The sequence below is a fragment of the Luteimonas terrae genome (assembly GCF_031457535.1).
Taxonomy (GTDB): Bacteria; Pseudomonadota; Gammaproteobacteria; order Xanthomonadales; family Xanthomonadaceae; genus Luteimonas; species Luteimonas terrae_A.
The window spans coordinates 95,821-109,253 of the sequence record NZ_JAVDWO010000007.1 but is presented as its reverse complement, the minus strand read 5'-3'; the positions used below and the strand labels follow the sequence as shown (position 1 = coordinate 109,253).

The following is a 13,433-nucleotide window of genomic DNA, read 5'->3' as shown; positions in this document are numbered from 1 at the left end:
AGCGGCCTTGGCCGCGATGCTTCTGGCGTGGGCGCGCGAACCGGGCGGCCGATCGAATCCAGGTCTGCGTGCGAAGCCCCGTTCGCGCGCGAGCGCGCTCCTACAGAACAGACCCGCTTTCCTGTAGGAGCGGCCTCGGCCGCGATGCTTCTGGCGCCGGCGCGCGCACCTGGCGGCCGATCGAATCCAGGTCTGCGTGCGAGGCCCCGTTCGCGCGCGAGCGCGCTCCTACAGGACAGAACCGCTTTCCTGTAGGAGCAGCCTTGGCCGCGATGCTTCTGGCGCCGGCGCGCGAACCTGGCGGCCGATCGAATCCAGTTCTGCGTGCGAAGCCCCGTTCGCGCGCGAGCGCGCTCCTACAGAACAAGCCCGCATTCCTGTAGGAGCGGCCTTGGCCGCGATGCTTCTGGCGTGGCCGCGCAAACTGGCGGCCGATCGAATCCAGTTCTGCGTGTGAAGCCCGTTCGCGCGCGAGCGCGCTCCTACACGACAGACCTGCTTTCCTGTAGGAGCGGCCTCGGCCGCGATGCTTCTGGCGTGGGCGCGCGAACCTGGCGGCCGATCGAATCCAGTTCTGCGTGTGCAGCCCCGTTCGCGCGCGAGCGCGCTCCTACAGGACAGATCCGCTCTTCTGTAGGAGCGGCCTCGGCCGCGATGCTGCTGGCGTGGGCGCGCAAACCTGGTGGCCGATCGAATCCAGTTCTGCGTGTGCAGCCCCGTTCGCGCGCGAGCGCGCTCCTACAGAACAAGCCCGCATTCCTGTAGGAGCGGCCTTGGCCGCGATGCTTCTGACGCCGGCGCCTGAACCTGGTGGCCGATCTAATCCAGCGCTTCCACGAGCCGGAATTCCGATTCGAAACGACGCGGACATCCATCAAGCGGATCGTCGAACGCGAGCGCGCGGGCCAGCAGCTGCAGCGGCGGCCGCGTTTCGTCAGCGTCGCCTTGCAACGTCGGATACCAGGGGTCGTGCAGGATCGGCGCGCCGAGCGCGGCCATGTGTACGCGCAACTGGTGCTTGCGTCCGCTGACCGGTGACAACGCGTAGCGCCATCGCGTGCTGCCGCGTTCGAGCACGTCGATGTGGGTTTCGCTGTTCAGCGCGCCGCCGATCTCGCACATGCGGAAGAACGGTTCGCCGCGTTCGATGCGGCTGCGGCGCGTCAGCGGAAAGGCGATATCCGGCAGCGGCGGTGCCAGGGCTTCGTAGGTCTTGGCGATGCGCGACTCGCGGAACAACGCCTGGTAGCGCGCGCGACTCGCGGGACTGGCCGAGAACAGCACCAGCCCGGCCGTGCCGCGATCGATCCGGTGCAGCGGCACGAGATCCGGATTGCCGAGCGTCGCCACCAGCCGCGTCAACAGGGTCTGGGTGACGAAGGCGCCGGTCGGCGCGACCGGCAGGCCATGCGGCTTGTCGGCGACCACGAGGTGGTCATCGACATGCAGGACGCGTTCAAGCGCATCGATCACCGGCTCATCGACGACCTCGCGGTAATAGCCGATCTCGGCGCCGACGCGATGGGGCGTCTCCAGCGTGATCGGTTCGCCCCGCGCGTCGAGCACCCTGCCCCGGGCGATGCGGTTCCGCCATGTGGATGCGTCCACTTGCGGAAACCGCGCGACCAGCGCATCGAACACGGTGCGCCAGGCGCCCGGCGGCAACTGCAAGCGGCTTGCCGGCACGCCGTCGCGCGGTGGAAACCGCGGCCGGCTCATGCGCGGGAACGCAAATCAGTCGGCTTCATCGGCCTCTTCGCGGCCCTGCTGACGGATCACCGCTTCCTGGCGCGCATCCTCGATCGACCACAGGATCGCGCCGGTATCCGCCTTGTGGGTATCGAACACGAACCGTCCGGTCAGCGGCGAATCGGCCTGCAGGTCGCCGGCCTCGTACAGCGCCCACATCTCCTCGCCGTAATACGTGTCGGCGAGCTCCGGTGCGAAGCGCGCGAGCGTGTCGCGGACGTTGTGCACATCCCGCAGCAGCATCTCGCGCGCGGCATTGTTGCCGGCGGCGCTGACGACCTGCGGAAAATCGATCAGCACCGGGCCGTCGGGCGTCGCCAGCACGTTGTACTCGGACAGATCGCCGTGCACCATGCCCAGCACCAGCATGCGCACCACATCGCGCACCAGCATCAGATGCCACTCGCGGGCCTGCTCGGGCTCGAGGTCCACATCGGCCAGACGCGGCGCGCTGAAGCCCTCGGCATCGGTGACCAGGTCCATCAGCAGCACGCCGTGGAAGAAACCGTGAGGCTGCGGCACGCGCACGCCGGCGTCGGCCAGGGCGTAGAGCGCGTCGACCTCGGTGGTTTTCCACGCGGCTTCCTGTTCGCGGCGACCGAACTTGGTCGCCTTGCCCATCGCACGCTGCTCGCGGCTGCCGCGGACCTTGCGGCCCTCCTGGTACTGCACGCGGGCCTGGAAACTGCGCTGCGCCATGTCCTTGTAGACCTTCGCGCAACGCACCTCGTCGCCGACCTGGACGACATAGACCGAGGCCTCCTTGCCGCTCTTGAGCGGTCGCAGCACCGCATCGATGATGCCGTCCTCGATCAGTGGCTGCAGTCCCTGCGGGATCTTCATGGTGCGGTGGGCTTTCGGGATTGGCCGGACATTGTGCGGCCTGCGCCGGTCGCGCGCCCGAACGGCACCCGACCGGAGAACGCCGTCATCGCGTAGGCAGTCCCATTTCCTCGAGCAATGCCGGCGCCGGGTAGACCTTCGCCATCAGCCAGCGCATGTAACGCATGTCGACGTGGATCGCGCGCTTGTAGCGCGGGTCGAACCACCAGCTGGCGCTGACCGACTCCCAGTTGCTGTCGAAGTTCAGACCGACCAGTTCGCCGCGCGCATTGAGCACCGGCGAACCAGAGTTGCCGCCGGTGGTATCGAGATTGGTCAGGAAGTTCACCGGCTGGGTGCCGAGCGAGGCTTCGGCGGTGCCTTCGAAATCCCCCTTGGCGATTGCATCGAGCAGCGGCTGCGGTGCGTCGAACGGCACCTGCCCGGTGTGCTTCTCGACGATGCCGGCGACGGTGGTCACCGGCGAGAACGCCACCGCGTCACGCGGCGCCAGCGCTTCGACGCGGCCGTAGCTCACGCGCAGCGTGCCGTTGGCATCCGGATACACCGCACGCCCCTGCTGCGCGCGCCATGCGAACAGGGCGCGCATGTAGGCCGGCCGCAGTCGCAGCTGTTCGCCTTCGCGGGTCTTGCGCGCGTCCTCGGCTTCGAGCTGGGCGGCAACCAGCTGCGCGGCCAGCGCGAGCAGCGGATCGTCGGCCAGAGGACGGCCGGCGCGGGCATCGGAGAAGCGCGACAGGCGCTCGGTCTCCTCGCCGAGCGCCGTGCGCGCGTAAACCATGTCCAGCGCCATCTTCAGTGATTCGGGTGTGCGGCCGAACGCGGCATCGAAGGCCGGCAGGCGCTGCGCGTCCGGCAACTGCTGGTAGCGGCCGACCAGCACCGAAAGCAGCGCCTTCTCCGCCGACGGCGCGTAACGACGCTGGGCCTGGCGCAGCACGCCTTCGATCAGCGCATGGTCACGCTGCTGGTAGCCACTCTCGCGCGCGGCATCGTCGGGCTTCGCCGATTCGATGCGGAGGCGTTCGAGCAGCAGCGCCGAGCGCAGCAGCTGGGTCTGGCTGGCGACGAGCGTCAATAGCTGGTCGCGCGCGGCGGCGTCATCGGCCTGTCCGATGATCGCCTGCAACGCGGCGATGTCGGTCGCGTCCTCGCCCGTGGTCGCGGCCAACATTGCAGTCTCGTCCTCGCCGCGCAGGCGTACCGCGTCGCTGCGCAGCAGACCTTCGAGTTCGCCGGCGGCGCGCTTACGGTTGTTCTTCAGCGACTGCAGCTGCGAGGCGTAGCGCGTGCGGATGTCCGCATCGTCCTGGCCTGCGGTCTCGACCGCATCGATCAACGCATCGAAGACCGCCACGCGCTGCGGCAGCACGCGTGCGACCTGGGCATCGAATTCGGCCGCGGTGCGGTGACGGAACGTCGTGCCCGGATAACCCGCCAGCATTGCGTAATCGCCCGCATGCAGGCCGCCGCGGGCGATCTGCAGATGCGCCGGCGGCGCGTAGGGCACGTTGTCGGCGCTGTAGTCGGCCGGCTTGCCGTCACGGCCGACGTAGGCGCGCAGCAGGGTGAAATCGCCGGTGTGGCGCGGCCACATGAAGTTGTCGATCTCGTCGCCGTAGTTGCCGATCGCGCGCGGTGGCGCATAGACCAGGCGCACGTCGCGCAGCTCGAGCTGGCGGATGCGGTAGAAATCGGTACCGTAATACATGTTGGCGACGCTGCAACGCACCTCGCCCGACTGCTCGCACTCGGCCACGATGCGCTTGCCGGCGGCGTCCACCGCATCGAAATACGCGCGACCCGTCTTGCCGCGTGCTTCGGCCAGCACTTCGTCGGTGACCTTGTCGAAACCGACAGTCACCAGCACACGGAAATCGGGATTCGAGGGACGCTCGTCGGCGCGGCCATCGGCGATGAACCCGCCGTCGATGATGTTTTGCGCGGCGCTGCTGTTGTACTGGATCACGCCGTAGGCGACGTGGTGGTTGGTCAGCAGCAGACCTTCATCAGAGACGAAGGCACCGGTGCCACCCCCGACCTTGACCACGGCGCTGAGCGGCGGCGCGGTGACGTCGGCCAATGCATCGGCGCGACCGCGGAAACCCGCCTCGCGCATCGGCTTGGCGATGTCGGGCAGCTGGCTCGGCATCCACATGCCTTCGTCGGCGTGTGCGGTCACAGTGGCGGAGAGCGCGAGGCCGGCAACGAGCGCGGCGGTGGCGGGACGGCGGAGCGGCATGCGGACATCCGAAAGAACGTGGCGAGCCGCGACCTTAGCCAGTGGCCGCGGTCGGAGCAACGGGCGGAGGTCACGGCGGGGCGATTCAGGTGTGAGGCGGGCTTGCGCTGCGCATGCTTTTTTTCCCTCCGGGGGAAGAGCCTGCCCCGTACTTGATACGGGGTGCCCGGAGAGCCTGCCCCCGCGAAGGCGGAGGGCGGATGAGGGGGCTTTGGGGGCTTCACCTGTAAAGCCCGGCCCTCACCCGACGCGCTTCGCGCGTCGACCCCGGATCAGGTCCGGGGCAGGCTCTCTCCCGAAGGGGAGAGGTGGTGGCATCGCGACAACTGGAAAAGATGCGAATCAGCTCTCGGCCGGACGCACACGCCAGACCGGCGTCATCGTGACGGTTTCCGACTCGCTCATCAGCTGCAGTTCGCCGTCCTGGATCATCGCCGTCAGGCGCATGCTCCGCTGCAGCAGACCGACCGCTTCCTCGATTTTCGCGGGTTCGAGATCGACCACGGTGAGATTCTTCAGGCGGGTGAGCGAGTTCGCGATCCGGTCCCACCAGATCTGCGCCGCATTGCCGCTGTAGTTGACCACCACGACATGACGCGCGCGGCCGCTGGCCTTGCGGATGCGGCTCTCGTCCGGCTGTCCGAGATCGATCCACTGCTCGATGTCACCGGTGTAGTCGCGGCGCCACAGGTCGGGTTCTTCTTCGTTGCTGAGGCCGCGGCCGAATTCCAGGCGCTCGTCGGCGAACAGCGCGAAGGTGATCAACCGCACCATCAGACGCGCCTCTGTTTCCGACGGGTGCTGCGCCAGCACGAGGTCGTGCGAGGCGTAGTAATGCCGGTCCATGTCGGTGACCTGGAGTTCGGCTTTGTAGACGGTGGCCTTGGGCGCCATAAGAAAGGGTCTGCGCGAGTGAGGCGCGATTGTAGGTTAAACAGCTGTCAACGCCGGGTCCCAATGTGGTCACGACCGCATCATTCCCGGATTGCGAGCATGCGCGCCATGCCTGATATACGCCGTTCCGCACCCGCCCCGCTGTTCTCCGACACCACGCCGCCAGCACTGCTTGAGCGCGTCGACGCCTGGGAGCTATCTGTTGCCGATGGCCCCGTCATCGCGACTGCGATCCACGATGGCCACGCGCTGCGCCAGTCGCTGCGTGCCCGCGTCGCGCTCGATGACGATGCGCGCTGGCGCGAGGAGGACCCCCTCACCAGTTTTTTGACCCAGGTCGGCGATGCGCGCCTGCGGGTGCGCCAGTCGCGCTTCGAGGTCGATCTCAACCGTCCGCGCGCCGAGGCCGTCTACACCAGTCCCGACGCCTGCTGGGGACTCGATGTCTGGACCACGCCGCTCGACGATGTCGAGCGCGAGACGTCGCTGGCCCTGCATGACCGCTTCTACGACATGATCGGCGAGCTGATCGACCGCACTGTGGCCCGCTGGGGCAGCGCCCTGCTGATCGACATCCACAGCTACAACCACCGCCGCGATGGACCCGATGCCGCGCCCGCGGCCCAGGACGACAACCCGGATATCGAGCTGGGCATCACCACGCTCGATCCGGAACGCTGGGGGGATACCGCCCGGCGTTTTGCCAACGTGCTGCGCCGCCATCCTGTGCGCGGGGCGTTGCCGGACGTGCGTTGCAATGTGCGCTTCCCGACCGGCGGCCACTTTCCCGAGTGGGTCTATGCGCACTGGGGAGATCGTGTGTGCACGATCTCGCCCGAGTACAAAAAGATCTTCATGGACGAATGGAGCGGTCAGGCGGACATTTCCGCGCTGTACGCCCTGCGCGACGGCCTGTCACACGCGGTCGACGCCGTGCGTCCGGAGTTCCTCAAGTGAGCGCGGGTGTTGCCCGGCGGCCGGTCGCCCGACCGTTGCCGCCGGTGGCCGCGCGCGTGGACGAGTCGCTGGCCGTGCTCGATGCGCGACTCGACTGGCTGCTCGCGCTGTCGCCGCTCGACGGTGTCGGCCTGTGGAATGCCTTTGAATCCTCCGGCCGCACGCTCGAGCCCACGCTGCGCTATGTCAACCTCGATACCGATCTCACCGAAACCCGTCGCGCGCTCGACGCGCTGCCCGTTGGCGAGATCGAGCCGCCGCCGCTGCAGACGCTACTGGCCGAAAAGCAGGCCGAACTCGGCCGCATGATCGACCTGGTCGAGCAGCGCGACCAGCCGGGTTTCGTCGATGCCAGCGTCGCGTTGTTCGGCGCGGTGGAGCCGGAACTGGTGGAACTCGCCGAGCGCATCCTCGCCACGGTCGGCAGCGGCGAACCCTTGTCTGCCGACTGCGGCATCGACGAGGTGCGCAGCCAGGTCGAGGCCGAGATCGCCTGGTATCGCGCGCAGGCGCCGGATTTCCACATCGATGTCGTCGTTGATACGGACATCAGTTCGATGCTGATGGTCTCGCACGGCACGTTCTACATTGATGGCAACATCCGCCTGCCGCGCGCCCGCGTGCAGCCCCTGATCCAGCACGAGATCGGCACGCATGTCGTGACCCGCCACAACGGGCGGCAGCAGGCACTGCGCCAGCTCGAAGTCGGACTGGCGCACTACGACCCGATGCAGGAAGGCCTTGGGGTGCTTGGCGAGTTCCTCGCCGGCTATCTGCCCGGCGAACGGCTGCGGATCTTGGCCGCGCGCGTGGTCGCGACCTCGATGGCGGCCAACGGCGAACAGCTTCCGGCGATCTTCGCCTGCCTGCACGACGCCCACGGCATGCCGACCGACGACGCCTTCGATGTCGCCGTACGCGCGCGGCGCGGCGGCGGGCTGACCAAGGACGCGGTCTACCTGCGCGGTCTGCGCGACCTGCTCGCCTATCTGGAGGCCGGTGGCGAGTTCGATGCGCTGTTTCTGGGCAAGTTCGCCCTGCCGCAGCTCGAACTGCTGGAGGCACTGGTCGACGATGGCTGGATCGTGCCGCCGGTGCTGTTGCCCCGCTACGCCGCCCATGACGATTTCCGCACCCGGCTCGACGCCTGCCGGCGCACCCCGGTTGAACACCTTTTCCACACCCACCGCCCCACGGAGCACGCTGCATGACCGACGGACATCCCCTGCGCTTCGGCTTTGTCGTCAATGACGTCGACACCGAGCAGGACAACTACACCACGATCCGTCTGGCCCGCCGCGCGCTGTCGCGCGGTCATGAGATCGCGTTGATCGGCCTCGCCGATTTCACCTACGACGCCGACGGCACGGTACGTGCCTGTGCCCACATGCCCTGCGGCAAGGACTACGCCGACGACGCGGCCCTGCTCGCCGATCTGCAGTCCGACGGCTGCCCGACCGAGCGGATTTCGGTCGACGATCTCGACGTGCTGATGCTACGCAGCGATCCCGCCGACGAGATGGTCGAGCGGCCCTGGGCACCGGGCAGCGGCCTGCTATTCGCGCAGCTCAGTGCGCTCAAGCGGGCGCTGGTCGTCAACGACCCGATGCATCTCACCGATGCTTCCAACAAAACCTACTTCCAGCATTTTCCCGAGGAAGTCCGGCCGGTCACCTGCATCAGCCGCGATGTCGAGGAGATCAAGGCCTTCATCGAGGCGCGCGACGGGTATGGCGTCATCAAACCGCTGCAGGGTTCGGGTGGCCAGAGCGTCTTCGTGGTCACGCCCGAGAGCGGCGGCAATCTCAACCAGATGATCGACGCGGTGCTGCGCGATGGCTATGCGATCGCGCAGGAGTACCTGCCAAAGGCCAAGGACGGCGATCTGCGCCTGCTGATGCTCAACGGCCGCCCGCTCGAGGTCGACGGCACCTACGCCTGCATCCGTCGCTACAACGACAGCGGCGATGCGCGCAGCAACATCAGTGCCGGCGGCAAATACGAAATGGCAAAGCCCGACGCCGATGCCCTGCGCCTGGCCGAGCTGGTCGCACCGAAGCTGATCCGTGACGGCATGTACTTCGTCGGCCTCGACATCGTCGGCGACAAGCTGATGGAGGTGAATGTCGACACGCCCGGCGGCATCAACATGCTTGAAGAGCTGACCGGCCTCGACTTCTCCGGCCGCATTCTCGACGACCTCGAGCGCAAGCTGCGCCTGCGCCAGCACTACGGCAAGACGCTCAGCAACGTCGAACTGGCGATGCTGTAAGCCAGGACGGCGGTGCAGATGCAGTTCTAGATCTCCGGACGGCGACCCTCAACAGGTCGCCGTCTTGATTTCAGACAGGAATCGTCAGAATGGGCGCCGGTAGCTGCGGCGCCGGGCCACGGCGCTTGCGTCGTGGACGGTTTCGATCCCGAGTCTAAAGAGTGCGCCAACAGCACTTACGGAAGGTCTGAACGATTCCGCTTCTGGCCATCATTCCCGCGGCTTTCAGCGGACGCATGCCGATCAGGCGGGCATCCAGCGTCTTTGGTTTTCAAAGGCGTGAAGTCACTGGATCCCCGCCTTCGCGGGGATGACGGCAGTTACTCGGACCTTCCCTCGATTGCATCGACGCAGCGGCAGCGGATCCCGCTGTCGAGCTGCCTTGCGGGTGCAGGCAACGAGACGAGGCGACGTGGTTTCCCAGTCGAGCTGCGAGCCGGCTGTGGCCTAGCCAGGCGGGCTGTTTCGATTCGCTGCGGATGCGTCCGTCCACCGCCCTGCGCAACGTCTTGTAGACCGACGCCGATACCATTCGTGTCGGCGTCCGCGTAAGCACGCGTGCTGCGCCACAGTCAGAGCGACCCTGCGCGGGCCGTACTGAAATCTGCGAGGGCACCGCATGCCCCGCAGATCATCAGCTGATGTCTTCGCATACCGCGCCGACCGACCCTTAGCCCGGCGCAGGTCCCGGCGGCACCGGTGCATTGCCGCCGCGCACTACACGTACCGGCACGGACTTGCCCGCGGGCACATGGCTGTCAATCGCGTGGTGCGACACCGGGATCAGTGGATTGCATTCCGGGTAATACGCGGCGATGCAACCGCGCGGAATGCGATACGGAATCGCGCGCAGGCCGCCGACCTCGCGGACCTCGGCATCGCCATCGAAATCCGCGGCAAGCGTGATCTGCTCACCGTCATCCAGGCCGAGCTCGGCGATGTCGTCAGCATTCATCAGCACCACGCGGCGGGTACCGTCAATACCGCGGAAACGGTCGTGGTAGCCGTAGACGGTGGTGTTGAACTGATCGTTGCTGCGCACCGTCAGCAGGCGGTAGCGCCCCGCCTTGTCTTCGAACCCGGTCGCGCACAGCACTTCGGGGACGTGGAATTCGGCTTTGCCGCTGTCGGTCGTCCAGCGCCGCTCGCGTGCGGCAACCGGGCGCGGGAAACCGCCCGGGGTGTGCAGGCGCGCATTGAAATCGCGGAACTGGTCGGGATACGTGGCTTCGATCGCATCGCGCACGCGCGCGTAATCGTCGACCCACTCCTGCCACGGCGCACAGGCGGCCCGCTCGGGCGGCAGGATCGCCTGCGCGAGCGCGGCGACGATTGCGGGCTCGGAACGCAGCATCGGACCGGCGGGCGGACTGGTGCCGAACGACGCGTGGATGCAGGTGGTGCTGTCCTCGATGCTGACGCGCTGCGCCACGCCGTTCTGCACGTCCTCCTCGATACGCCCCAGGCACGGCAGCAACAGCGTCTCGCGTCCGCACAGCAGGTGGTTGCGGTTGAGATGCGTCGCGATCTGCAGGCTCAGTGCGAGGCCCCGCCAGGCCGGCTCTACCCGGCCGGTATCCGGCGCGGCCCGTGAGAAATTACCGCCCAGACCGATGAAGGCCTCGACGCTGCCGTCGAGAATGCCCTCGACCGTGCCGATCGTATCGAGCCCCTTCTCCCTCGGCGGCTCGAAGCTGTACTGCGCGGCGAGCGTGTCGAGCGGCACAAGCTCGGGCTTCTCCGAGATGCCGACGGTGCGCTGGCCCTGCACGTTCGAGTGCCCACGCACCGGGCAGATGCCGGCGCCGGGTCGGCCCACGTTGCCGCGCATCAGCGCGAGGTTGCAGACCATGCGCACGTTGTCGACGCCGTGGCGATGCTGGGTGAGCCCCATGCCGTAGATCAGGATCGACGACTCCGCCTGCGCATAGACACCGGCCACGCCTTCGATGTCGGCGCGCGACAGGCCGCTCTCGCGCTCGATGTCGGACCAGTCCGCCGCGCGGAGCCAGGCCTCGAACGCCTCGAAGCCGTTGGTGTGGGTGTCGATGAAACCGACATCGAGCACGCGGGCGCGCCCCTCGTCCTGCGCGGCGTCGTCGAGATCCAGCAGCGCGCGTGCCAGGCCCTGCATCAGCGCGATGTCGCCGCCCGCACGTACCGGGAAATACGCGTTGCTGATCCGGGTCGACGCGCCGGTCGCCATCGCCAGCGGTTCCTGCGGGTTGGTGAAGCGCTCCCAGCCGCGCTCATACAGCGGGTTGAATGTGATGATCTCGGCGCCACGTCGCGCGGCTTCCTGCAGGGGATGCAGCATGCGCGGACTGTTGACGCCGACGTTCTGCCCGAACGAGAGGATGCAATCGCAGTGCTCAAAATCCTCGAGCAGCACCGTGCCGACCGGCACACCGATGCTGCGCGGCAGACCGACCGACGTACTCTCGTGGCACATGTTGGAGCTGTCTGGCAGATTGTTGTTGCCGTACAGGCGCGCCAGCAAGGCATACATGTACGAGGTCTCCAGCGACGCCCGCCCGGAGGCGTAGAAGACCGCACGCTCTGGCGCCATGTCGCGCAGCACGCGACCGGCAATCGCGAACGCCTCGTCCCATGACACCGGCACGTAGCGATCGCTGTCGGCGTCATAGCGCATCGGCTCCACCAGCCGGCCCTGCACTTCGAGATCGTGATCGGCCCAAGTCAGCAGTTCGCTCACCGTGTGCTCGGCGAAGAACGCAGCGTCCACCCGACGCGTGTCGAGTTCCCACATGGTCGCCTTGGCGCCGTTCTCGCAGAACTCGAACGTGTGCGGCTCGGCGGGCTTCGCCCATGAGCAGCTGACGCAGGCAAAACCATCGATCTTGTTCTGCCGTTGTAACTGGCGCGACCCTTCGATGGTCGGCGCGCCATCGCCGGTGCCGTGGCGCAGCAGAGACCGGACCGACCCCCACCCACCTGCAGGCGCCTTGTAAGGCGTGAACGTCGGATGCGACTCGGTCATGGCGGGCTCCGGCTTTGACTTAGCGCTCTACCGTGGCCGAACACGCCTGCCCGCACCGTGAAAAATCCCGACTCACGGCACGCGAACGCCGACTCGCGCATCGTCGGCGCATGCAGGATGTCGCCAAATTGCGTTGCCCCTGGTGCGGAGAACGTTTCGAGACGCTGGTCGATGCCAGCGGCGGCGGTGCGGACTACGTCGAAGACTGCCCGGTCTGCTGCCGGCCCATCGAGATGCATCTGGCCGTCGACCACGACGGCATCCGGCTCGATGCCGGGCGCGAAGATTGAACTGCCTTCAGCTCAGGTCTGGATCGACGGATGTAAGTTCCCAGAATGTTCGGACCAGAGGCGCGGCGTCTTCCCAGTTCATCGCGGGATCACGTCGCAACCGTAGCCAACCGTCGCGCAACTGGGCTTCGCAGTCGGCCCACGATCTCGCGCCCAGGTACTCCCGCGAGAGTTGCCCATAGACCCGACACAACTCGACGTCGTCTGCGTTCACGCCGGCATCCTTGTTGAGGGTACGGTGACGGTTCCCGCTTGCGGGCCGCATCGTGTGGGCAGCATGTGAACACTCCCCATACAGGGTCTGTTCGGTAACGCACGTATCCATCAGCTGTATGCGCGTTGCCGTACATACGACGCCGCATTCAGTCTGGAAAATCCAGACTCGTTCATCCATGGACCTTTCACCGCGCATGAAGAAAAAAGCGCCTTGGGCACCGCTCAACGGATTGCTGCAGGACCTGCCCGACGATGTCTGCGACCGCGTTGGCGATGAAGTCCAGCTGGTCGACATGCCGGCAGGCAAGGTGCTGCACGAAGCCGATGTGGCCCAGTCAACGATCTATTTTCCGCGCGAGGGCATCGTGTCGTTGATGTACGCCCTGGAGAGTGGCGACACCAGCGAGTTCGCCATGGTCGGAAACGAAGGCATGGTCGGTATAGGCCTGCTGACAGGCGCGCGCAGCGTACCGACGCGCGCAGTGGTCAAGGTGGGCGGCGAAGCTCTGGCGCTGCGCGGCGAGTTCGCGGTGCGTGAGTTCCAGCGTGGCGGCGCGTTCCAGGAGATTCTGCTGCGCTACTTCCAGGCGCTGCTCACCCAGACCGCGATGACCGGGGTCTGCAACCGCCATCACACTGTCGACAAGCAATTGTCGCGCTGGTTGCTGCTGGTCAACGACCGGGTGGGTTCGGTCGAAATTAAGATGACCCAGGAACAGATCGCGCACCTGCTTGGCGTCCGCCGCGAAGGCATCACCGAGGCGGCGCGGCGTCTGCAGGAAGAAGGCTGCATCCGCTACAGCCGCGGCGTGATCCAGGTGCTGGATCGCGAATGCCTGGTCGCGCGCACGTGCGAATGCTACGGCGTCGTGCGGACCGAATACGATCGCTTGCTGCGCCCCGCACTCGACGCCTAAACGACGCCGCGTCCGGCTCTTGGGACGTGTCAGGACGATTGCGCCGCGTCGT

10 protein-coding genes are annotated in these 13,433 nt (G+C 66.9%); 5 read left to right on the top strand and 5 right to left on the bottom strand.

The annotated features are described in order from the left end of the window. Positions 1-819: 819 nt before the first annotated feature. The 4 genes from J2W68_RS09785 to J2W68_RS09770 all read right to left on the bottom strand — a co-directional run bounded on the left by J2W68_RS09785 (position 820) and on the right by J2W68_RS09770 (position 5,728). Positions 820-1,719 carry a pseudouridine synthase gene (locus J2W68_RS09785; protein WP_310235187.1) on the bottom strand — a complete coding sequence of 300 codons (900 nt, stop codon included), beginning with the start codon at positions 1,717-1,719 and terminating at the stop codon, positions 820-822. A 15-nt stretch (positions 1,720-1,734) separates the two neighbouring features. Further along, positions 1,735-2,592, bottom strand: a complete 858-nt coding sequence (locus J2W68_RS09780) for a PA4780 family RIO1-like protein kinase (RefSeq protein ID WP_310235184.1) — start codon at positions 2,590-2,592, stop codon at positions 1,735-1,737. A gap of 85 nt (positions 2,593-2,677) precedes the next feature. Beyond that, positions 2,678-4,834, bottom strand: coding sequence for a S46 family peptidase (locus J2W68_RS09775; protein ID WP_310235181.1), 2,157 nt, complete (start codon positions 4,832-4,834; stop codon positions 2,678-2,680). 342 nt (positions 4,835-5,176) lie between these two features. Then, positions 5,177-5,728 (bottom strand): YaeQ family protein, encoded by a 552-nt coding sequence (locus J2W68_RS09770; RefSeq protein ID WP_310235179.1) that lies wholly within the window; start codon positions 5,726-5,728, stop codon positions 5,177-5,179. 108 nt (positions 5,729-5,836) lie between these two features. Between J2W68_RS09770 and J2W68_RS09765 the strand changes: the two genes are divergently transcribed. Genes J2W68_RS09765 through J2W68_RS09755 form a run of 3 tightly spaced genes read left to right on the top strand, consistent with a single transcriptional unit; the run spans position 5,837 to position 8,957 of the window. Next, positions 5,837-6,685 (top strand): N-formylglutamate amidohydrolase, encoded by an 849-nt coding sequence (locus J2W68_RS09765; protein WP_310235176.1) that lies wholly within the window; start codon positions 5,837-5,839, stop codon positions 6,683-6,685. Continuing rightward, complete coding sequence (locus J2W68_RS09760) at positions 6,682-7,896, top strand: flavohemoglobin expression-modulating QEGLA motif protein (protein WP_310235174.1); 1,215 nt, start codon at positions 6,682-6,684, stop codon at positions 7,894-7,896. Before J2W68_RS09765 ends, J2W68_RS09760 begins: the two co-directional genes overlap by 4 nt. After that, the gene (locus tag J2W68_RS09755) at positions 7,893-8,957 is read left to right on the top strand and encodes a hypothetical protein (RefSeq protein WP_310235172.1); all 1,065 of its coding nucleotides are present in this window, start codon (positions 7,893-7,895) and stop codon (positions 8,955-8,957) included. Before J2W68_RS09760 ends, J2W68_RS09755 begins: the two co-directional genes overlap by 4 nt. A gap of 670 nt (positions 8,958-9,627) precedes the next feature. On the opposite strand, the gene J2W68_RS09750 is transcribed toward J2W68_RS09755, so the two are convergent. Continuing rightward, the gene (locus J2W68_RS09750; protein WP_310235170.1) at positions 9,628-11,958 is read right to left on the bottom strand and encodes an FdhF/YdeP family oxidoreductase; all 2,331 of its coding nucleotides are present in this window, start codon (positions 11,956-11,958) and stop codon (positions 9,628-9,630) included. A 32-nt stretch (positions 11,959-11,990) separates the two neighbouring features. On the opposite strand from J2W68_RS09750, the gene J2W68_RS09745 reads away from it, so the two are divergent. Further along, entirely contained in the window at positions 11,991-12,248 is a 258-nt protein-coding gene (locus J2W68_RS09745) for a CPXCG motif-containing cysteine-rich protein (RefSeq protein ID WP_310235168.1), read from the top strand. Between the two features lie 392 nt (positions 12,249-12,640). After that, on the top strand, positions 12,641-13,381 hold the full coding sequence (locus J2W68_RS09740) for a Crp/Fnr family transcriptional regulator (protein ID WP_310235166.1): 741 nt from the start codon (positions 12,641-12,643) through the stop codon (positions 13,379-13,381). Positions 13,382-13,433: the final 52 nt, after the last annotated feature.

Coding starts and splice junctions, on each gene's coding strand:
- J2W68_RS09785 (WP_310235187.1), bottom strand. CDS start 1,719: ATGAGCCGGCCGCGGTTTCCACCGCGCGACGGCGTGCCGGCAAGCCGC.
- J2W68_RS09780 (WP_310235184.1), bottom strand. CDS start 2,592: ATGAAGATCCCGCAGGGACTGCAGCCACTGATCGAGGACGGCATCATC.
- J2W68_RS09775 (WP_310235181.1), bottom strand. CDS start 4,834: ATGCCGCTCCGCCGTCCCGCCACCGCCGCGCTCGTTGCCGGCCTCGCG.
- J2W68_RS09770 (WP_310235179.1), bottom strand. CDS start 5,728: ATGGCGCCCAAGGCCACCGTCTACAAAGCCGAACTCCAGGTCACCGAC.
- J2W68_RS09765 (WP_310235176.1), top strand. CDS start 5,837: ATGCCTGATATACGCCGTTCCGCACCCGCCCCGCTGTTCTCCGACACC.
- J2W68_RS09755 (WP_310235172.1), top strand. CDS start 7,893: ATGACCGACGGACATCCCCTGCGCTTCGGCTTTGTCGTCAATGACGTC.
- J2W68_RS09750 (WP_310235170.1), bottom strand. CDS start 11,958: ATGACCGAGTCGCATCCGACGTTCACGCCTTACAAGGCGCCTGCAGGT.
- J2W68_RS09740 (WP_310235166.1), top strand. CDS start 12,641: ATGGACCTTTCACCGCGCATGAAGAAAAAAGCGCCTTGGGCACCGCTC.